At 69.1% G+C, this 19661-nt stretch carries 21 protein-coding genes and 2 pseudogenes; 7 read left to right on the forward strand and 16 right to left on the reverse strand.

Translation table 11 applies throughout. From position 1 onward, the window contains the following. Window positions 1-206 precede the first annotated feature (206 nt). The 13 genes and pseudogenes from ACMCNO_RS13505 to ACMCNO_RS13565 all read right to left on the reverse strand — a co-directional run bounded on the left by ACMCNO_RS13505 (window position 207) and on the right by ACMCNO_RS13565 (window position 11675). Window positions 207-1322 carry a DegT/DnrJ/EryC1/StrS family aminotransferase gene (locus ACMCNO_RS13505; protein ID WP_412749763.1) on the reverse strand — a complete coding sequence of 372 codons (1116 nt, stop codon included), beginning with the start codon at window positions 1320-1322 and terminating at the stop codon, window positions 207-209. A 59-nt stretch (window positions 1323-1381) separates the two neighbouring features. Further along, entirely contained in the window at window positions 1382-1519 is a 138-nt protein-coding gene (locus ACMCNO_RS13510; RefSeq protein WP_412749764.1) for a hypothetical protein, read from the reverse strand. A 540-nt stretch (window positions 1520-2059) separates the two neighbouring features. Beyond that, entirely contained in the window at window positions 2060-3073 is a 1014-nt protein-coding gene (locus ACMCNO_RS13515) for an NAD-dependent epimerase/dehydratase family protein (protein WP_412749765.1), read from the reverse strand. Next, window positions 3070-5340, reverse strand: a complete 2271-nt coding sequence (locus ACMCNO_RS13520) for a glycosyl hydrolase family 65 protein (RefSeq protein WP_412749766.1) — start codon at window positions 5338-5340, stop codon at window positions 3070-3072. Before ACMCNO_RS13520 ends, ACMCNO_RS13515 begins: the two co-directional genes overlap by 4 nt. Continuing rightward, window positions 5337-5834, reverse strand: coding sequence for an adenylyltransferase/cytidyltransferase family protein (locus ACMCNO_RS13525; RefSeq protein ID WP_412749767.1), 498 nt, complete (start codon window positions 5832-5834; stop codon window positions 5337-5339). Before ACMCNO_RS13525 ends, ACMCNO_RS13520 begins: the two co-directional genes overlap by 4 nt. 39 nt (window positions 5835-5873) lie before the next feature. Beyond that, entirely contained in the window at window positions 5874-7112 is a 1239-nt protein-coding gene (locus ACMCNO_RS13530; RefSeq protein ID WP_412749768.1) for an aspartate aminotransferase family protein, read from the reverse strand. A gap of 536 nt (window positions 7113-7648) precedes the next feature. Beyond that, window positions 7649-8218, reverse strand: a complete 570-nt coding sequence (locus ACMCNO_RS13535; RefSeq protein ID WP_412749769.1) for a transposase — start codon at window positions 8216-8218, stop codon at window positions 7649-7651. After that, window positions 8215-8583 carry an IS110 family transposase gene (locus tag ACMCNO_RS13540; RefSeq protein WP_412753691.1) on the reverse strand — a complete coding sequence of 123 codons (369 nt, stop codon included), beginning with the start codon at window positions 8581-8583 and terminating at the stop codon, window positions 8215-8217. The genes ACMCNO_RS13535 and ACMCNO_RS13540 overlap by 4 nt, the downstream gene beginning before the upstream one ends. After that, a complete protein-coding gene (locus ACMCNO_RS13545; protein WP_412749770.1) occupies window positions 8547-8735 on the reverse strand; it encodes a hypothetical protein in 189 nt (62 codons plus the stop codon). The genes ACMCNO_RS13540 and ACMCNO_RS13545 overlap by 37 nt, the downstream gene beginning before the upstream one ends. Window positions 8736-9021: 286 nt before the next feature. Further along, window positions 9022-9668 (reverse strand): annotated as a pseudogene (locus ACMCNO_RS13550) (transposase family protein); the annotation flags it as partial. A 213-nt stretch (window positions 9669-9881) separates the two neighbouring features. Then, window positions 9882-10337: pseudogene (locus ACMCNO_RS13555) on the reverse strand (S8 family serine peptidase); the annotation flags it as partial. Window positions 10338-10625: 288 nt separating this feature from the next. Further along, window positions 10626-10748 (reverse strand): SEC-C metal-binding domain-containing protein, encoded by a 123-nt coding sequence (locus tag ACMCNO_RS13560; protein ID WP_412753692.1) that lies wholly within the window; start codon window positions 10746-10748, stop codon window positions 10626-10628. A gap of 213 nt (window positions 10749-10961) precedes the next feature. After that, on the reverse strand, window positions 10962-11675 hold the full coding sequence (locus ACMCNO_RS13565; RefSeq protein ID WP_412749771.1) for a hypothetical protein: 714 nt from the start codon (window positions 11673-11675) through the stop codon (window positions 10962-10964). 357 nt (window positions 11676-12032) lie between these two features. Between ACMCNO_RS13565 and ACMCNO_RS13570 the strand changes: the two genes are divergently transcribed. The 5 genes from ACMCNO_RS13570 (at window position 12033) to ACMCNO_RS13590 (ending at window position 14123) form a co-directional block, all read left to right on the forward strand. Then, entirely contained in the window at window positions 12033-12989 is a 957-nt protein-coding gene (locus tag ACMCNO_RS13570) for a hypothetical protein (RefSeq protein WP_412749772.1), read from the forward strand. A gap of 148 nt (window positions 12990-13137) precedes the next feature. Continuing rightward, on the forward strand, window positions 13138-13491 hold the full coding sequence (locus tag ACMCNO_RS13575) for a methyl-accepting chemotaxis protein (protein ID WP_412749773.1): 354 nt from the start codon (window positions 13138-13140) through the stop codon (window positions 13489-13491). Further along, the gene (locus ACMCNO_RS13580; RefSeq protein WP_412749774.1) at window positions 13469-13630 is read left to right on the forward strand and encodes a hypothetical protein; all 162 of its coding nucleotides are present in this window, start codon (window positions 13469-13471) and stop codon (window positions 13628-13630) included. The genes ACMCNO_RS13575 and ACMCNO_RS13580 overlap by 23 nt, the downstream gene beginning before the upstream one ends. Beyond that, window positions 13627-14058, forward strand: a complete 432-nt coding sequence (locus tag ACMCNO_RS13585; RefSeq protein WP_412753925.1) for a hypothetical protein — start codon at window positions 13627-13629, stop codon at window positions 14056-14058. Before ACMCNO_RS13580 ends, ACMCNO_RS13585 begins: the two co-directional genes overlap by 4 nt. Next, a complete protein-coding gene (locus tag ACMCNO_RS13590) occupies window positions 14025-14123 on the forward strand; it encodes a hypothetical protein (RefSeq protein WP_412749775.1) in 99 nt (32 codons plus the stop codon). The genes ACMCNO_RS13585 and ACMCNO_RS13590 overlap by 34 nt, the downstream gene beginning before the upstream one ends. A 158-nt stretch (window positions 14124-14281) precedes the next feature. Here the strand turns inward: ACMCNO_RS13590 and ACMCNO_RS13595 are convergent, their stop codons facing one another. Beyond that, window positions 14282-15391 carry a glycosyltransferase gene (locus tag ACMCNO_RS13595; RefSeq protein ID WP_412749776.1) on the reverse strand — a complete coding sequence of 370 codons (1110 nt, stop codon included), beginning with the start codon at window positions 15389-15391 and terminating at the stop codon, window positions 14282-14284. A gap of 8 nt (window positions 15392-15399) precedes the next feature. Continuing rightward, entirely contained in the window at window positions 15400-16407 is a 1008-nt protein-coding gene (locus ACMCNO_RS13600; protein ID WP_412749777.1) for a glucosyl-3-phosphoglycerate synthase, read from the reverse strand. 168 nt (window positions 16408-16575) lie between these two features. On the opposite strand from ACMCNO_RS13600, the gene ACMCNO_RS13605 reads away from it, so the two are divergent. After that, on the forward strand, window positions 16576-17544 hold the full coding sequence (locus ACMCNO_RS13605; protein WP_412749778.1) for a Gfo/Idh/MocA family protein: 969 nt from the start codon (window positions 16576-16578) through the stop codon (window positions 17542-17544). Beyond that, window positions 17537-18625, forward strand: a complete 1089-nt coding sequence (locus tag ACMCNO_RS13610) for a zinc-dependent alcohol dehydrogenase (protein WP_412749779.1) — start codon at window positions 17537-17539, stop codon at window positions 18623-18625. Before ACMCNO_RS13605 ends, ACMCNO_RS13610 begins: the two co-directional genes overlap by 8 nt. 391 nt (window positions 18626-19016) lie before the next feature. Here ACMCNO_RS13610 and ACMCNO_RS13615 read toward each other — a convergent pair whose 3' ends face one another. After that, the gene (locus ACMCNO_RS13615; protein WP_412749780.1) at window positions 19017-19655 is read right to left on the reverse strand and encodes a hypothetical protein; all 639 of its coding nucleotides are present in this window, start codon (window positions 19653-19655) and stop codon (window positions 19017-19019) included. Window positions 19656-19661: the final 6 nt, after the last annotated feature.

The raw sequence follows: 19661 nt of genomic DNA on the forward strand, positions 1-19661 counted from the left end.
GAGACGGGGTGGACGGGCGGCGTCCGGGTCGTCGTACGTGGCGAATCGAACGCCCGCGGTTGTCTCGTGGTGACCTGTGCCGGCGGCGCGGATCGCTGCGTTGCCGTCGGCGGTGCTGTCGTCGATGACCTCGTGGCCTAGGTCGTACACAGTCGGACAAGTGTTGGTTTCCAGCACAGCCCGGCGTGGTTGGCGCTGCGCTATCCTCACCCTTCCGGCTCCTCACGGTGCGCGCGGTCGTGGAAGTACCCGCGGATGGCATCCACCACCTGGGCGACATCCCGGTTGGACAAGTGCGGGTGGACGGGTAGCGAGAGCATCCGCCGCGCTTGGCGTTCGGCCACCGGGAAGTCGCCACGTGAGTAACCGAGGCGGGCCGCGGCGGGTTGCAGGTGCACCGGCACCGGGTAATACACCAGCGTCTCGACGCCGGCAGCGGCCAGTACTGAGCGCAGGGCGTCGCGGTCGTCAGTCTGGACGACGAATCCGCTCCACACAGCACGTTCCGCGGCGCGTGGAACCGGAAGTTGTAGCGAGAGCCCGGCAAGCTCTGCGAGGTAGGTGTCGGCGATCGAGCGTCGGCGAGCGGTCCATTCGGTCAGCCGGTCGAGCTTGACGTTGAGGAGGGCGGCCTGCAAGGCGTCCAGCCGTGCGTTGTGACCCCAGCGTTCGCATGTATCGCGGTCGCGGAGTCCGTGGTTGCGCAGCAGCCGCAATGCGTCCCGGTGGCTCGGCTGATGGCCGACGACGACACCGCCGTCACCCAATGCGCCGAGGTTCTTCAGCGGGTGCAGGCTGTAACACCCTAGAACACCGTACGTGCCGACCGGACGGCCAGCCCAGGAGGCGTCGATGGCCTGCGCTGCGTCCTCCACGACCGGCACCCCGGCCGCGTCGGCAATCGCCATGATGGCCGTCATGTCCGCCGGTCGGCCGTTGAGATGGACCGGAACGATGGCCTTGGTCCGGCGGGTTAACGCGACCCGCAGCCGGGCCGGATCCAGGACCTGGTGTTCGTCGACGTCGACGAACACCGGAACCGCGCCCCGGCGTACGATGGCGGCCACGGTGGCGACGAAGGTGTTCGGCACGGTCACGACCTCATCGCCGGGTCCCACGCCGAGTGCTTCCAGCGCCAAGGCGAGGGCGTCGGTGCCGTTGCTGACTCCGACCGCCCACGCCGTTCCGGTTCGTTCGGGTGTGATCTCCCCCGTCGCGTGCCGGGCGGCGATGCGTTCCTCGAACCGTTCCAACTCGCGGCCGAGGATGAGCTGCCCTCCATCGATGATCGTTTGGAGCGCGTTGAGCAAGCCGTCCCCCACGGAACGATTTTGTGCCGGCAGGTCGACGTAGCGGATCGGGGAGTGGTCCATGGAGGGCCTCAGCGGTGCTCGACGAGGAAGGCGACCTTGCCCGGGGTCCGGAATACGGAGTGCTCGACGAACCCGTAGGTCTCGAAGCAGCCGCGCGAGAACCGGGTTTCCCGGCGATCGGTGTTCTCCCGCTTCGCCATCGGCATCCGGGATCCGCCTACGACGAGCCGGTCCGCTGGAGTGCCGGCCAGGACGGGCAAGAGCTCGGCGGACTGCCGAGCCACCATAGGTACGACCTTTGTCGGTAGGCCCACCGCGCATCTCGACGGCCGACCGGCCTCATGGGCGGCGGTCCACCCTGACAGGTTCCGCTTCACTGGACGTGCCCGTTCGTCGCCGCGTAAGCGGGTGTACTCCACCTACAGTACCGTCGGTAGACGTCCCGCTTCGCCGCGTCGCGGTAGGCACGCATCCGCTTCGTGCCTTCCGGCCGCTTAGCCGCGCGCACCGCCAGCAAGCGCGCGGGACGGCGGAGCCAGGCCGGGAGGATAGTCGCGATCGCTTTCGTCCTGGCTGATCCGGCACCCTCGCACGACAGCTTTGGCGAGTTTGGCGAGGTCTTCGGGAGGCCAGCGACGGCCGGGAGATCTCCACCGGTTCGTCCACGTCGAGCCTCCCCGTCCGGCCTGCGGTGGCCTCCCCAACCTACGTCAGGACCCGTCGCGCGTCGAGTTGGGACCACGACATCAGCCATTGGGTGTGTCCGACCAGGACTGGACCGGGTGCCGCGTCAGGTGCGCGACATTGCGCCAGCGGGAGTCGGTCGGGTCTGGGACCCGGCCGTCGGTGAGTGCAGCGGCGACGGCTGTAATCGAGTGGTCAACTCCGAAGAGGGGATGGAAACCGAGCTCCGTTCGGGCCCGTTCGCCATCGAGGCGGTACGAGCGGGTGTCGTCGGTCGGTGCCGCGTCCACCGTGAGGCCCGGACGTCCGACGACGGCCTTTACCCAATCCGCGATGGCACGCACGGTGTAGTTGGTCTCCACGAGGTTGAACGTCCGCCCACGAACAGTCGCGGCCGGTGCCCGCAGTATCAGGAGCAACGCGCGTACCAGATCATGGACCGATAGGTTCGGACGCTGCTGGGCACCCCCGAACACCCGGAGGTGTCCGTCGACCACCGCCTGGCAGGTGAGGATGTGCACGGTGAGATCAAGGCGCATCCGTGGGCCGTAGCCGCTTAGCGTCGCCGGACGCACGCTGGTGACCACGAAGTCGCCGTCGTCGCGGGCGAGCATCTCGACCTCCACGTCCGCCTTGTATCGCGCATATAGCGTCTGGGGGTTGGTTTCCAGCGACTCCGTCACGCGCGGAGAGTCGTTGGTGCCGTAGACGCTCGCGCTGGAGATGTTCACGAAGCGCCGGACGCCGGCCGGTCGCGCCGCCGCGCCTAGGGCGAGCGAGGCGTCGAGGTTTATTTCCCGGGTGATGTCGGGCTGGAGGTCGCCGGAGGGATCGTTCGACATGGCGGCCAAGGGAATCACCGCATCGATCCCGTCCAGGCAGCGAGCCATCAGCGCCTGGTCCCGGATGTCACCGACCACAACCTCCAAGTTCGGTGCCGGTAGTGGCGGCGTGCTGAACCAGAAGGTGTCTAGCACCCGCACCCGGTACCCGGCAGACAGCAAGGCGGGCACCAGCACCCCGCCCACGTACCCACCCCCGCCGGTCACCAGTACGCTCGTCGGTTTGTTGCTCAATCTCCGATCCCTTCCATCCAGGACTCACCGGGTGCCAACTCGGCCCAGCGAGATCCGACCCGCACGCTGACCGGACCCCCGTTGCCCGGGTCCGCCTCGACGATGCAGGCGTCCTCCCGGACCGTGATGGTGAGGGCCCGCCCGTGTACTCGCACTGGCACCCGTAACCGCTTGACGCCGTCGGGCAGTCGCGGCGCGATCGACAAGCCGGATCCGTCGACTCGCCCGTTGAGGAAACCCTGGAACAGCACCAGCCACGCGCCCGCATAGGCGGCCAGATGAACGCCATTGTCGTAGTCGTGCCGGTTGGTGAAGTCGAGGTTGTACCGCGCCGAGGCGAGGAACAGGCCGGTAGCCAGTTCACATTGGCCGAGCCGTGCCGCAGCCACGCCGTGCGCGGTCATACTGAGAGAGCTCTCGTGGACCGTCCGCGGTTCGTAGAACGCGAGGTTGCAGGCAAGATCGGCGTCAGCGAACGAATCCGGCACCAGGATCATGGCGAAAACCACGTCGGACTGCTTGGCGAGGCGCGTACGGAACGACTGCAGTAGTGTGGCGCGCTCCGCATCCGCCTCGTCCAGGATTGGCAGCCGGTGTCCGGACGCCTGCTGGCGTATCTGGTCGGGCAGTTCAAAGTAGCCATGGAAGATCGGGATGACGCCGTCCTTAGCCGGTGGGAAGTAGATCTCGTCGGCAACCTGCCGCCAGTGGGCGGACGCGCCGCTTCCGGGCGCGGTCCGGTCGACCGTGTCCGCGGCCCACCGCAGCGCCCATCGCGCCAACAGATTGGTGCCGAAGTGGTGGTCGACCCCATAGTGGTATTCGTCGAAGCCCATCACATCACGGGCGCCTCGCCCGCCGAGGCCGCGATCGGGGCGCATCAGGTCGGCGAGATACGTGGCGGCCGCGATGACGAGCGGCATGGCCTCCTCGCTGAGGAAAGCATCGTCGCCGGTTGTTTCCAGGTAGCCGGCCAATGCGTGCAGGACGTCGGCCGACAGGTGCTTCACCTGGACCCCACTTAGTTCGGTGTAGGACCTGCGGGTGAAGGGATCGGTGATGGTTGTCGGCGAACTCGGCCGCCCAAACCGGTCGGCCTCCTCTGGGAACCGGGCCCCGGCGTACCCGGTGACATGGCCATGCTCGATCGCGGCGTCGAGCGTGCCGATCCGGAAGCGCAGCATCGCCTTCGCGACGTCCGGAGCGACACACGCGAGGTACGGCAGCATGAACAATTCGGAGTTGAAGAAGAAGTGGCCGGAGTGGTACTCGCTCGTCAACCCGCGCGCGGGTTGGTTGGTGACGGCTCGGCCTCGGTCGACGGACTGCAGCAGTTGGAACTGTGCGTATCGCCAGCCCTCGACCACCTCGGGGGTTCCGGCCACCTCTGTGGCGGTCGCCCAACGCTCGCGCCAGATCCGGTCATGGTTGGCTCTCAACGCATCGTAACCGAGCCTGACCACCTCGCGGAGGTACGTGTCGGCCTCGGCGTCGGTACGGGCATTGGCCCCGACACGTACGGCCGTGAGCTGGGTGACGACCTGCGGTGCCGCTGTGGGATCGAGGACAAGCGCCTCGGCAAGGTGGCGCGACCCGCGCGCGGGCGCACGATCGGCGACGGCGATGTCGGCCAGGACCGCAGAGGCCATCGCGACGCGTTCGCCGTTGGGTGGGTTGTCGGCAGCGATGAGGAGCCGCCCGGTGGTCCAGGTGCGGATCGGCGGGTCCAGGTGGTGCAACCGGACTCGGTGGTGGGTGCCACCGAAGTCGCCGTTGCCGGTCGACCAGTCGATGCCCACGGTCAGCACGACGTCGGCGTTGTGGTCGAGCCGCGTCACCGCGATCCGGGTCGCGATGACCTCGGGATGCGTTGCGGGGAGAAACGTTTCCACAACCAGCCGCGTCGACCGGCCACGACGGTCGACCAGTGTGGTGTCCAGGTACATCTGACCGGTACGCAAATCAAGCCACTGGCTGAACGCGGTGGCCATAGTGAGGTCGAGCGGCAGCCCGCCCGCGGTCAGCCGGCGTAACGTCGGATTGAACAGGTTCACCAGGTGGGCGGGCACCGTCAGCGCAGGGCCATACACGTCCATGTGGAAGAAGCCCGGACGTCCTGGGGCGTCGAAGTCGGCCGTGGCCCGTAGCCCGATCCGTCCGTTGGAGAGGCCGAGAAGGCTTTCGTAGTAGGCGTTCTCCGCCGGGTCGTAAGACGTCCGTCGTATCGTCCAGCCGGTTGGGTCGAAGGACGGGCCGGCGCCGGTCATCTGGTCGTGTTCCCGGGTACCGCACGCACGAGTCCAGCAATAATGTCGGTACTCGACCACTTGGGAGTATCGGTGAAACACACCTTGACGCCAGCCGCTGCAGCAGCCTCCCGCTCGGCGCGGAATCCGGTCTCGTCGGCGAGTCGGTAGTCGATGCCCTTTACGTAGATGTCCGGTCGTACCAGTCTGATCGTCTCCACACCGGTCGGCCAGTGGTTGACCGCAACCCAATCGACGACCCGCAACGCGGACAGGAAATGGGCGCGCTGCTCGGCGGCCAGCACAGGCCGGTTATGCTCCTTGTTGACGAAACGGTCGGGCGTCACAGTTACCACCAGCCGATCGGCCAGCGCTCTCGCTGCGGTCAGATGCAACAGGTGGCCGTAGTGTAGGAGGTCGAAACAACCATGGCAGAGGGCGACCCGATAACGCACGCTTTGCCACATCCGTACCACCGAGGTGAGGTCGGCAAGCCGGAACGGTCCATTGTCCACACATTCTCCCCTTTGTTGGTTCAGGCGGGCGGGACCGGTTCAGCCGGCGCGGTACGGCGTACTGGCGAGGATGCCGTCGAGCCTGTCGAGCGTCTGGTCGAGCGCGGCACGGTCGTGTGCGAGGCTCAGAGTCACCGGCTCTGGACAGATGGTCAGCGGCAGCAGGAAACCGAACAGCCGGTACTTCTCGTGCGCGAGTTGGTAACACCGGCGGTGATAGTCACCGTTCCACAGGCTCACCACGTCCCGATACGTTCGCGGACGTTGCTCGCTACCGACGTGGATGCCGATTCGCCCGCCCCAGCCCTGGACGTAGGCCGGCACGCCGCGATCGGCGAAGATTCCGCGTACCGCCTCAATGAAGTAGTCGTTGGACTGCCGTAGGACCGAGGCCGCGTCGGCCTCGCGCATCGCTCGCAACGCGGCCAGGGCTGCGACCACGCCGATCCGTCGCGCGGTGTTCGTGCCCGCCATATCGAGGTCGCCCACCGGGCTCAACATGTCCATGTACTGCCGAGAGCCGCCGAGGGCGGCGATCGGCGCACCGCTGCCAAGGGCCTTACCCAGGCAGGTCAGGTCGGGGCTTACTCCGAACACATCCTGCGCCCCGCCGTCGGCGCCTCTGAAGCCGGTGAGGATCTCGTCGAAGATGAGCACCACGCCCCGCTCGGTGCACAGATCGCGTAGCGACTGGAGAAAACCGGGCTCGGGATAGACGCAGCCGATGTTGAGAGCGACGGGTTCCAAGATTACCGCCGCGAGATCATCACCATGTCGCGCGAACGCTGCGGCGACGGCGTCGATGTCGTTGAACGGGACGATCACCAGCAGGTCTCCAAGCTCGTCCGGAATACCCGGGGAGCCGGGGATCGGTCGGATGGACCCGTCCGCGTCCTGATCGCCGAGCTTGGCCGTGCAGTCGACGCCCCACACCAGGAAGTCATTCAGACCGTGGAAATGGCCCTCGAACTTGAGCACCTTGCGTCTCCTGGTGACCGCACGTGCGACCCGGATTGCGTATTGCGTCGCCTCGAGTCCGGAGTTACACAAGCGCACCTTGTCCACGCTGGGGACAAATTCGCAGATGAGATCGGCGAGGTCGGCATTCGCCGGCGACTCGTACTGATAGGCGAAACCGAAATCGAGGCATTCCTTGAGAGCGTCGACGACCGGCTGTGGGCGATGCCCGAGAATTAACGAACCCCATCCCATGATCCAGTCTACTCTCTCTACGCCGGCGGTATCCCACACCCGGCAGCCGTCAGCGCGTTCGATCACGGTGGTACCTGTGATCGCGAACCTATTCCATGACGACATGACTCCGCCTACTAGATGCGTGTCAGACGACATCGTCGAGATCCTCCAGCATCAGCCGCCAACTCCCCTGCGTGTCGTCAGTTTCGGCGCACCCTCGGCCTTGACCGCAAGGTACACACAATGCCATCCGATGACCGAGCGTAATTGCCGCTTGCATCGATGTAGGTCATTGTACCCAACGGCTCGTCATCGTGCTATGGTCGTGGCGTAGGGGCTACGCGTCCTGTTTGGAAGGGGCTGTTGGGTGCGGTCCGGGTTTCACGCCACTGTCCTTGATTCCTCCGCGGTGAGGGCCCAGCGCCCCTCCTACGCTTCCATTACGGGACGTCATTCTCCCCTCGCGGGACGCAAGGGACACCTCCGACTGGCTAAAGGCTTCTGGCGCTGGCGATCCGGGTTGCCGCACGTCCTCGCGGTGTCGGGCCTCCACGCTGACGCCCGCATCGCGGGCGACTGAGCTCGCGGCCAGACGTCATCCACGATCTCGTTGATGCGACTCATCGAAGGCGGCGTTCGTTTAGGACAATGAGCCGCACTGGTGCTTTGTCGGCGCCGTTCAGAGTCCGGAAGAGTTGTCTGCTGATGTAGCGCTTGAGGCTGCGCATGATCTCGCGTTTGGTGCGGCCCTCGCCGGTGCGGCGGGCGACGTAGTCGCGGGTGCGCGCATCGTGGCCTACGCGGACCAGCGCGACGGTGTAGAGCGCTCGGTTCAGGCGCCGGTCACCGCCGCGGTTGAGTCGGTGGCGGGTGGTATTGCCTGACGAGGCCGGTAGAGGTGACGCGCCGGCCAGGGCGGCGAACGCCGATTCGGAGCGGACGCGTCCGGGGTGTGACCAGGCGAGCAGAACGGTTGCGGCGACGACAGCGCCGACACCGGGCGGGGCAAGCAGTTGCGGCGCCTGTGCGGTGACGGCTTGGTGCAGTGCCGTGTGGTTGGCGGCGAGCTCGGCGTCGAGAGCGCGGATGCGCCGGGCCGGCCGGATCGCCTCGCCGCGGCAGATGGCCAGGGTGTCGTTGTCGCTGCGGGTGCGCCAGGCCGCGACGGCCGCGATCGTCGTGGTGGTCAAGGCGCGGCGGGCGTGATGCCGAGATCGATGGTGCGTAGCAGCGCGGTCAGCGCGTTGACCGCGCGGGTTCGTTCGCCGCTCATCTGGTCACGGGCCGCCGTCAGGACTCGTAGGACGGTGCGATCGCCGGCTGCCCGGGGCCAGCACAGCTGGTTGAGGTCCCGGCTGCGGGCTGTTTGGGCGATCGCGACGGCGTCTACGGTGTCGCTCTTGCCGCGGCGGTATCGGGTAGTGGCCGGGACATCGAGTGCCTCGGCGACGGTCAAGCCCGCTGCAACGAGCTGTGCGGTGAAGGTAGCGCCGTAGGAGCCGGCACCGTCGATGACGATCAGCGTCGCCGCTTCCTGGGTAGGCGTTGGATCCAGCCGACGGCGCGGCGCAGCCCGGCCGGGCTGGCCGGGAACTGGGCCTGCTGCCTGACCGCGCTGGTGCTGGTAGTGATCAGGGCGAGGGTGTGGGAGGCGGCGTGGGTGTCCACGCCGATGGCGAAGTCGTACTGGTCTGCGACGATGGCCATTGCGGCGTACTGCCTTCCCGGGGAGACGTCCTGACGGCGTCGGCCCAGGAGAGTGCTCTCGAGGCAGGACTGTGATGAGCCACGATCCGCTGCAACGGGTCGGGCAAGCTTCTGATCAAGCCACCGAGAGAGGCAGGGCCGACGTCCGACCATGGACCGGATGGGCAGATCCCACTGAGAGCACCCTGCAGGGCCACCATTTTCATGAGCCACACCCGGTCGCGATCATGACGCTGACCCTGCCAGCCAGCCCCAGGCCAGCCAACGACTACTCTCACAGCCCCTTTCATCCTGCGTAGCGGTTGGCCTCGACGTGGTGCTGGACGAGGATGGCCTGCACGATCGCGGTGGCGCGGCGTGGGTAGCAACGCAGCTTGACCAGGACCTTCCAGGTTTTGAGCGTGGCGATCACTAGCTCGCCGCGGGCGCGGATCTTCGCGTGCGCCCGGTTCACAGCCTTCTGCCAGCGTGACAACTTGGGCCGGTAGCGGTGCCGTTTGAAGGGGCGCGCACGCTGCCGCGGGCATCTTGATACCCCTTATCCGCGAAGGTCATCACGCCTGCGCTGGTCAAGCGCCTCGATGATGGCGTGGGTCCGGGCGGCGGTCAGATCGTGGACCGCGCCTGGCGGTGCCGGCGAGGCGGCCTGCCGCGTCGGCGATGACCTGCACGTTCATGCCGTGGCGCTTGTGCTTACCCGAGTAGTAGGGCTTCTGGTCGGCGACGCGCGCGATCGGGATCAGCGTGCCGTCCAAGATGGCGTACGCCAGCATGCGGATCTTCTTCATCATGGTGGCCAGGTTGTCGGCGGCCGCCGCGAACAGGGCGATCGCTTCCTGTAGGTATCGCCAGGCGGTGGCAACGCCGATCTCGAAGGCGGCGGGCGGCAAGGCGGGCGTAGGTGTCGCCGTTGCGTAGGTGGGCCAGGGCGAGATGGCTGTCCGCGCTGGCGACGGTCACGTCGACCGTCGCACCGTGCACGACCGTGAGTTGCTCCGGCGAGACTATCCAGCCGGTGGGCGCGCGGAGGTCCGCCTGGACGACCGTGGTCGCCTCACCCACGTTGCCCCGGTACTCGAAGGCCCGGACGGACGCATCCGGTTTCCACGCGAACGCGAGAGCCGCGACCCCGGACACCAGCGCCGTCGAGCCGGACGCGCCCGAGGTGGGAGCCGCTATGTTGTTGCGACCGAGCACCGGCCACGTGCTGGCGGCGTTCACGTCGACCCACCGGTCCGTCGCGGTGTTCTTCGTCGCTACTAGCGAGCTGACGGACAAGACGGGTTCGTACGCGGCCGGGTACCGCCGCGCGGTCGACTCCACGTTCCCGGCCGACGCGACGACCAGCGACCCCTTGTCGACCGCGTGGTCGACCGCATCGCGCAGCAGCCCGCTCGCCACCGGCGTGCTCAGCGACACGTTGATCACCTGGGCGCCGTGGTCCACGGCCCAGGCGATGCCGGCGGCGACGTCCGCGGTGCTGCCGGAGCGGCCGCTCAATGCGCGCACCGGCATCACCCGGCAACGGCCGCACAGGCCACCGGAACCGACGCCGTTGGCGCCGTCCCCGGCGATGAGATTTGCGACCAGCGTGCCGTGTCCGCTGCTGTCCGTCGGGTCGGTGTCGCCGTCGACGAAGTCGTCGGCACGGGCGGTGGCTTCGGCGTCGGCGTGGGCGAGTAGCCGGTCGACTTCGTCGAGGGTGAGCCGGGCGGTGCGGGAGGTGTGTGGGTTGACCTTGGGCCTTCACCCCGTCAGTGGGTTGCGGGTGATCCGGCCGTCGGCGGCCAACTGCCGACTGTCGGGTGCACAGCCGCCTAACGGTCGGCTGTGCACCCGAAGCCCGGACCTGACGGGTGTCGACGGCGCCCGGCGGCACCGCCGGTCCGATCAATCGCGCACGTAGTAGTGGCCGTTCGTGTCGCCGTAGCGGCCGCTGTTGCGGCAGCAACGGCGGAACCGCCGCCCGGACCTGCACGGGCAGGGATCGTTGCCGCCCAGCTTCTCGATCAGTTCGGTATCTACGCCGACGGTGCGGTTGCCGCGTTCGACCTGGGTCTCGCTAGAGGGGAACCCCTGCGGCGCTTGCTGGTCGGCTCAAAAGGACGCCTCGGCGTCGTAGTCGCGGTACATGACGACCTCCTGGGAACGGGGGCGGACCAGGACGTTATCCACGGCGCCGCGGTCGCACGACCGAGTTTCGCCACCCCCGCGTTCAGGCAGATGTCAAGCGGGACTGAGGCTCCAGTCCTGGGTCTTCCTGGCCACGCCCGGGTGCAGGCTCAGGCGGAACCGGACCGGCCTGACGTTGTTCCCGATCTCGAAGACGATGATGCGGAACGCCACATACCGCCCGTTCGACGTGGGGCTGTCGGGCGGATCGAGGAGAGTGGGCGGGCGAGACTCCTGGGCTCGGGTCATGAGGCGGTTGAGCGGGTACTGCCGGCCCTTGGAGTCGACGAGCCAGGTGTACTTCTCGACGGTGGGCATGAAGGGGATCCGGCCGTCGTTCTCGACCTCGACGGTGACCGCGACCAGCCGGTGGCCGGACGCCGGCTGGATGTTCTTGTCGTAGGGCCGGTCCGGGTAGGTGAGCGACGACGCCGGGTCGTCGATCTCTCCCAGGCGGAGCCGCATCCGCTCGCCGAAGTCCCCGTGCATGATCACCGTGCTGCGGGGCGGAAGCGCGTCGCCCACCGAACGCGGCGTCGACGCAGTCGTGGGCGGGGCCCAGGCAGGTGTCGTCGGTATCCAGGTGGGGGCGGCCGACGGGAAGCGCGGAGCGGCTGCCGCGGTCGGCGTCGGAATCGGCAGGAGCGATCGTCCGGCGACGTACGTGTCCGTCGCCGGAACCGCAGTGCGTTCGACCTGGGTCAGGGCTGTCCCGAAGCCGGCGAGGAGGACGACCGCGATCACGGCAATCCAGAGGTAGGTGCTCACCGCCGTGCGAACCCGAGCGCGCGGGCCGCCCTCAAGGGCACGCACCGGTGAGGGCGTATCCGGGAGCGGTGCAGCAGGCGTCGGCGCGAGGGTGTCCGGGAGCGGCGCGGCAGGCATCGGCGGCGACGCGGCAGCGCGTGCACGGCGTACGCCCCGGGCGGCGAGCACCCCGCTGGCAGCCGCCGTGACGACCGCCGCGATCAGCATCCAACGCGAGTGCCGCTGCCGTCTCGACCAACGCGGTGGCGGGCTCACGGTCACCGCTTCGGCAGCGATACCGCGGAACTTAGAGACATGCGCGGCAGTGCCCGACTCCCGGCCGCGGGCGGCCAAGCCGCCCGCCGGTACCGAATGGTCATGTCGGCCGGCGAAGGGCGAGCTCAGATCGGGTTCCGGCGTGCCGAAGGGGCAGTCGTGACCATCGCACCGCGACGTCGCGCGGCTCTCCTTGCCATCGCGGCCGCGACCGCCGTCGGCACGGGCGTAGCCGTGCGCGCGTGGCGGCGCAAGCCCGGCGCCGAGCGGCAGCCTGCCGTCGTTGCGACGGCACCATCGCAGCAACGCCACGACCGCGCGATGCCGGCAGCGACGCGCGTCCGCCGCAACTGGACCGGACTGATCGCCGTTCCCGCCGTGGCCATCCTCGTGCTGGTCCTCGCCCAGATCGCCACCTGGCCGGCACCGCCACGCCCGCACCCGGTGGAGGGTGCGGGCTACGACCTAATCGACCGGGACGCAGTTCTCAGGCACCTGCCGAAACCGACCGTCGCTTCCGAGCCGACATACCCATCCCCCTTCCCGTCCTCCTCGCCCTCCCCGTCGCCGGACGTCCCCGTCGAACGGGAATGCCCGCCGTCCGCGGGCCGGACCACGCGATTCCCGGTCCCGTCCGGGGCCGCCGCCATCGTTCGACAGGGGCTGCGCGTCCGGCCGTGCGACACCCTTGCGCTCGGCGCCACCGCGACCATCACCCGCTTCGCCGATCAGCGGGTGAAGGTGACCACCTCCCTGCCCCTGGATCAGAAGGCGCTACGGCTGCCGAATGGCCGGCACCGGGTCTGGGTTCGACTGAACATCCGCAACGTAGGCACCAGCGCCTTACCGACGCCTTTCCCCTTCGTGTGGGCCGCCACCCGGGGGGCGGGCTGGACAGCCCCGACAGTGTCGACGGACAACGGCTACTGGCTGGATCCCGGCGAGGAAAGGAACCAGTTCGCGGCATTCGACGTACGCGGAAACGTGCGGTTGTCCCGGATCCGGCTGAGTCTGTATCCCGGCCGCACCGCACAGACCATGGACTGGAAAATCGGCTGACCGGGGCGGGCCGACTCACGGCAACTGCGCGACCCGGCACCCAAGCGGCGCAATAGGGCGCAGTACCGAGGCCGGCGCACAGCAGCGGCGCGGCAACGACCGGATCCAGGCTCTCCGGCATGGCCGGGGCAAGGTTGACCGCGCGGGGGTGCTGGGCGTTGTTGGCCAGGCCGTACTCGTCGCCCGCGCCGCCGGTGACGTCTCGGCGAACGTGTCCGCACTCGCCGCGGCCAGTGAGAAGATGGGCGCCTCCATCCGGGAGATCTCCTCAAACGCCGGGCAGGCCGCTGAGGTGGCAACCCAGGCGGGCACCGTCGCCGAGGCCATCAACACCGTGATCGGCCAGCTCGGAGAATCCTCGACGCAGATCAGCGACGTGGTCAAGGCCATCACCGCGATCGCCCTGCAGGCCAACCTGCTCGCCCTTAACGCAACCGTCGAGGCCGCCCGCGCTGGCGACACCGGCAAGGGTTTTCGCCGTGGTCGCCACCGAGGTCAATGACCTCGCCCAGGAAACCGTCCGCTCCACCGAGGACATCGCCAACCGGGTCGAAGCGATCCCGCGCGACACCGCCCAGGCCGTCGAGGCCATCGCCGGCATCACGCCGTGTTCGGGCAGATCAGTGACCACCAGAGGATGATCACCACCGCCGTAGAGGAGCAGGGCCGCCGCCAGCCAGGAGATCACCGCAGCGTCAGCGACGCCGCCGGCGCCTCCGCCGGCATCGCCGCCGACGTCTCCGCGGTCGCCGCCGCCAGCCAGGCCGCCAGCACTGGAGTCATCCAGACCCACGCCGCCCCCGAACAGGTCGCCCAGATGTCCAGCGACCTCAAGACTCTCTCGCTCGTTGCGTTGGCCGGTCGAGTCGCGGTAAGGGTCGGCGGCCTCGATGCGGTGCACGTCGCAGCCGATCAGCCTGGTGACCATTGCGGCCACGACCTCGGTGTTGCCGACGGTCAGACGTCGGCGGCCACCGTTGAAGTAGTTACCTCACCATCCGCAAGGGTTACATCGGCAAGCGGCCGCGCACCCGGTTGCGCCTCACCCACCGCGGCCGCGCAGCGCTGAGCCGGCACGCCGCGGCCCTGAACGCCATCGTGGCCCGGGCGGAGAGCAACCTGCCCACGCGATAGCGCACCAGCGCGGGTAGACGCTCCGGTCGATGTCCTGCAGACACCCCGATCAGTCATCGACGAACCCAACCCTTCAAGATCTTGAGGGACGCGCTGGCCCGCGGGAGTAGCTCGAAAGTGCGGCAGCTGGTGTTCCGTGCGCTCGGCTGTCGCTGCCGTCACCCATGACCAGCCGTACGCACCTTTTCGTAGAGGCTGAGGTATGCCTCGGCCATCACCGCCGGGGTGAAACGCCGGGCCGCCTCGGCCCGGCATTCGAACTCGGGGATCTTGCCTGCCGCGTGCACTAGCTCGCCGAGTTCCTCGTCGTCGGTGGTGATCAGGCCGGTGCGGCCGTGCTCGACGAGTTCTGGCAGACATCCGCGGGCGATGCCGACGACGGGGGTGCCCAGTGCGAGCGACTCGACCACCGCGGTACCGCCGGGTTCGTTCCAGCGCAGGGGGAACAGCGTCGCCTGGGCGGCGGCGACCAGGTCGTCGCGGTCCGCGCCGGCGACCGTGCCGACCCACCGGACCCGGTCTCCGTCGACGTGCGGCGCGACCTTCTCCTGCCAGAACCGTACGTCCGGGTTCTGCGGGTCGGCGGCTTCCAGATCGGCGGGTTGCTGGTATGGGCCGACCGGGCCGGCCAGCACCAGATCGAAGCCGGCGGCGTGCGCCAGCCGGACGGCGAGGTCCTGCCCCTTGCCTGGGGTGATTCGGCCGAGCACCACGGCGTACGCGCCCTTCTCGGCCGGCGGTCGGCGATCGGCGCCGTCGGCGAGTGGGGTGGCTAGGTGCACGTGGCCCACCGCGTGTGCACGCAGTGCTGCCGGGGCATGGGTGAGCTGGTCGGCCGAGACGCCGTTGACCCGCACCCGCGAGCCGCCGTTGAACGTGCCGTACAACTCGGGGTGTTTGCGTAGGTCCCAGTGCAGGGTGTGCAGTCCTGGCGGGGCGTCCACGCCGAGCCCGGCGAGCATGGTGAGGCCGGCCGCCTCGACGTGGTCGTGGATCAGGTCGATGTCGCCGCGGTCGAGCCGCCGGACCACGGCGTGCTGGTGTGCCGGTACCACGCCGCAGACCTGGTTGTACGGGCGTTGCAGTTGTTCGAACCGGCCGCTGGGATAGGCGGCGAGGCGTTCCTCGGCGGGCAGTTCGCTGTCGCCGACGGTGGCGAGCACGATCTCGACGCCGAGCCGGCGCAACTCCGGGACCAGGGTGGCGATGACGTTCTCGATACCACCGTAGCCATGCGGCGGGACCGGCAGCCATGGGCCGGCGTTCATCAGGACTCTCATGCGGCACGCACCGCCATCGGGCGGGCTACTGTGGCCAGCGGCGGCCGTTCGTCGACGCCCATGTCGGCGACGCTGATTCGGCGGTTGAGGTGCGGCAGCGGGTCGGTGCCGCCACGGCTGAACTGGGTGAGCAGGGTGGTCGGCGGTTGCGGCTCGGCGACCAGGCCCCGGCGGTGTAGCCGGCGCCATGCGGTCACCATGATCTGCGCGGACATGCGGCCGAGCGCGTCCAGGTTTTGGTGCCGGTGGTGGCGTTCGCCCAGGTCGACCTGGGCCAGGGCATCCAGACCGACGAGGTCGAGCAGGTCGATGAGCATGGCGATTTCGACGCCGTAGCCAGAGACGAACGGGATACGTTCCAGCGTGCTGCGACGGCCCGCGTACTCGCCGGCGAGCGGTTGCACGAAGCCGGCCAGCTCGGGCCAGAAGAGGTTGAGCAGCGGACGGGCGCTGATCTCGGTGACTCGGCCACCGCCGTCGGCCTCGACGCCGGTCGCGCCGATGAGCGGGCGGTGGTAGAAGCCCTTGACGAACTCCACCGAACGGTCGGTGAGCAGCGGGCCGAGCAGGCCGGTGACGAATGTCGCGGAGAAGTCCCGCAGGTCCCCGTCGATGAACGCGACGACGTCGCCGGTGCTGGCGGCCAGGCCGGCCCAGAGCGCGTCGCCCTTGCCCTCCATTCGAGGCAGTCCCCGGGTGACCTCGTCCTGGTCGACGACGCGGGCTCCGGCGGACCGAGCGACGGTGACGGTGGCGTCGACCGATCGTGAGTTCACCACCAGGATCTCGTCCACCAGCGGGACCTCGGCGACCAGGCGGCTTCGGATGGTCGACACGATCGCACCGATCGTGTCCTGCTCGTCGCGGGCCGGGATGACAACGCTGACCCGGGTGCCGCGCTTGGCGCGGGCGAGTTGGCGTGCGCTCCACTGCGTGGCGTTGCCGGTGCGGTACGTGGCCCACGCCTCGACGACGGGCGAAGCGGCCGATGGCAACTGCTGCATGAGCGGACCCCCGAAGATCGATGACGACTGGAGATCGTCGCTTGCCCCGCCCGGCCAATTTCGAATCTTGAAATGACAAAGATCCCTTGCCGCCGCTGTCCGGAGTTTCGCCGGCACTGCATCGGAGAACTCTCTGGCCCAGACCACAGATCGACGACGGGAGGCCGGATGCCGGCGACAAGGGTGGGGTTGGTAGGCGCGGGTGGGGTGGCGCAGCGGCACGCGCGGGTGCTGTCCGGGTTGCCGAACGTCCAGCTGGTGGGCGTCACGGACGTGCTGCCGGAGGCGGCCCGCCGGCTCGCCGACGCGCACGGCGCGAGTGTCCTGCCGGACGTGGCGGCGTTGCTCGGTGAGGGACTGGACGCGGTCTACGTCTGCGTGCCGCCGTTCGCTCACGGCCCGGCGGAACGCGCGGTCATAGCCGCGGGTGTTCCGCTGTTCGTAGAAAAGCCCATCAGTGTTGACTTGAATGAGGCGCGGCAGACCGCGGGGCTGATCGCCGAGCGTGGGCTGCTGACCGGTGTGGGCCACCACTGGCGCTACAGCGCTCTCGTCGAGCGGGCCCGCGAGGTCCTCGGCGACCGGCCGGTGCGCCAAGTGACCGCCTCCTGGCTGGACAAGGTACCGCCGGTGGCGTGGTGGTCGCAGCGCGACCGCTCCGGCGGGCCGGTCGTCGAGCAGGCCGCGCACGTGCTCGACCTCGCCCGCCATCTGGCCGGCGAGGTGACCGAGGTGAGTGCCGTGGGCAACGGCACCCCGCCCGGAGTCGACGGCGCCGACATCGACGGCGCGACCGCGGCCACCCTGCGCTTTGCCGGCGGTGCCGTGGGCACCCTGGCGGCCACCTGCGTGCTCGACTGGAAACAGCGGGCCGGCCTGGAGGTCTACGCGGACGGCCTGGCGCTGGCGATCACCGAGGACCGGTTGACCGTCCGCGACAGCGACGGCGAGTGGAGCGTGGACGCCGACCCGGACGCCGCCCGGACGGCCGTCGACCGGGCGTTCGTCGAGGCGGTCCGCGGTGCCGGCGACGACGTGCGGGTGCCGTACGCCGAAGCCCTGCGCACCCACGCGCTCGCCACCGTGATCGCACAGTCCGCGGCCACCGGCCGCCCGATGGCGGTTCCCCATGACTGACCGCAACCTGGTGGTCGCGAAGCCTGGCCGGCTGGAGATCGTCGAGGAGCCGGCGGAGCCGGGTCCGTTCCGGGTGCGCACGCTGTTCAGCGGAGTCTCGGCCGGCACCGAACTGAGCTTCGTCAAGGGCACCAACCCGGCACTGCGCGAACGCTTCGACCCGGTGCTCGGGCTGTTCGGCGGCCCAGCCCAGGACCCGTACCCGGTGACCAGGCTGGGCTACATGGAGGTCGGCCGCGTCGAGCGAAGCGACACCCCAGCGGTCACCGAAGGTGACACGGTGGCCATGACGTACGGCCACCGCACCGGCTGGACCGGTGACCCGCTCCGCGACCGCGTGGTGCGCCTGCCGGCCGAACTCGACCCGATCCTGGGCATCTACGTCGCGCACATGGGCCCCATCTGCGCCAATGGCCTGCTGCACGCCGCCGCCGACCTGCATGGCCCGGACGTGCACCGGCTCGGCGACGGCGTCCACGGCCGCCGAGTCGCGGTTGTCGGCGCCGGCGTGGTGGGGCTGCTCACGGCGCTGTTCGCCCGCGCGCACGGCGCCGCGTCGGTGATCGTGGTCGACCCGACCCCGCAGCGCCGCGCGATCGCCGAAGCGCTCGGCCTGCCGAGCCTGGACCCCGAGGCGGACGACGCGGCGGTGACCCTGAAGACGACCTGGCGGCACACCACCGACGACCGAGGCGCCGACGTGGTGTTCCAATGCCGAGGACAGGCGTCCGCCTTGCAGCTGGCGCTGCGCCTGCTGCGCCCCCAGGGCACGGTCATCGACCTGGCTTTCTATCAGGGCGGTGCGGACGCGGTACGGCTCGGGGCGGAATTCCACCACAACGGCCTGGCAATCCGCTGCGCGCAGATCGGCCGGGTACCGCGCGGGCTGGCGGCGACCTGGGACCGGGAACGGCTGTCCGCCGAGACCGTACGCCTGCTGCACCGCGACGGCGAGACGATCCGCCGCCATATGATCACCGCGGTCGTCCCGTTCGACGAGGCCCCGGCACTTCTCGAGGGCCTCGCCGCGCGCCGACGCCAAGAACTGCAGGCGGTGCTGGAGTTCCCCCAGCAGTCGTAGCCGCAGTCGGCTAGGGTCGGGCGGCTGCGCGAAACGGTGGACCCGCTGAGGATTTCCCGCTCGGGGTCAAGCACGTCCCGCTCGACGTCCATCATGTCGATCAGCAGGTAGCCGCTGTCGAGATACTCCGTCACCAGGTCGGCGTCCTCGAGCGGTTCCGCCGCAATGTGGTCGGTGATGCTCTGCGGCGGTTCGGGGTGACGAGTCTGGCCGAGTTCGACGACCATTCCGGCGGTCCGCACGGTCAGTTCCCTGTATTCCGGGGCCAGAGGGTGACCCATGTGCCTTCGGTGCGTCGGCTCCTGGAGCATCTGAAGGCGACCGACTCGGACGCCGAATTCCTGCGCCGGGCTCCTCGCTGACGCGACGACGGCGACCACTTTCGACCGGATCAGGCTCCGGGTACGGGGTTCCACTGCCGCCGATGACTGCCCGCCCACAGCGTCGGCGCGAAGCGGTGCACGGCGCCCTCGACGACCTCCGCCATCCCGGCCTCCGGGAGAACGAGCCGATACCGGCACGGCGGAGGATTTACGAGCACCGGCCGCTCGGTTTCCGACACGCGAGTCAACCGGTCCAGGCGGTCGTCCAGCAGCGGACCGGTCGCGTAGACCTCCAGCGCGTGCCCGAGCACCGGTCTGACCGGCTGGGCGATGCCGGGAGCGGGCGACTGCTTCCAGGTGATCGCGACGGCGCCGAGTTCGGTCCACGCGCAGACCAGCCGTGGGTCCGGTGCGTCCGGGCCGTACCACCAGACGCCGCTGGCGTCGATCAGGAGCCCTTGCGACCGCCGCGTCTTCACCAGGGCGGCGGCCATCAGGACCACCGGTAGCGAGAACAGCCCGGTACACAGCCACGCCATGACGGTCTCCGTGGTGCCGGCACCGTCGATCATCACCTGCTCGGGAAACAGCGCGGCGGAGCCGGCGATCACCGCGAGGATCGCCGACAGGCCGACCCCGATCCCCGCGGACGACAGCGACACGCGAAAGTCGACGCGGGTCGCGTCCTCGGCCGGGCGAAGCAACATGCCAGC

Origin of the sequence: Krasilnikovia sp. M28-CT-15, from assembly GCF_047159595.1 — a bacterium.
Lineage (GTDB): Bacteria > Actinomycetota > Actinomycetes > Mycobacteriales > Micromonosporaceae > Actinoplanes.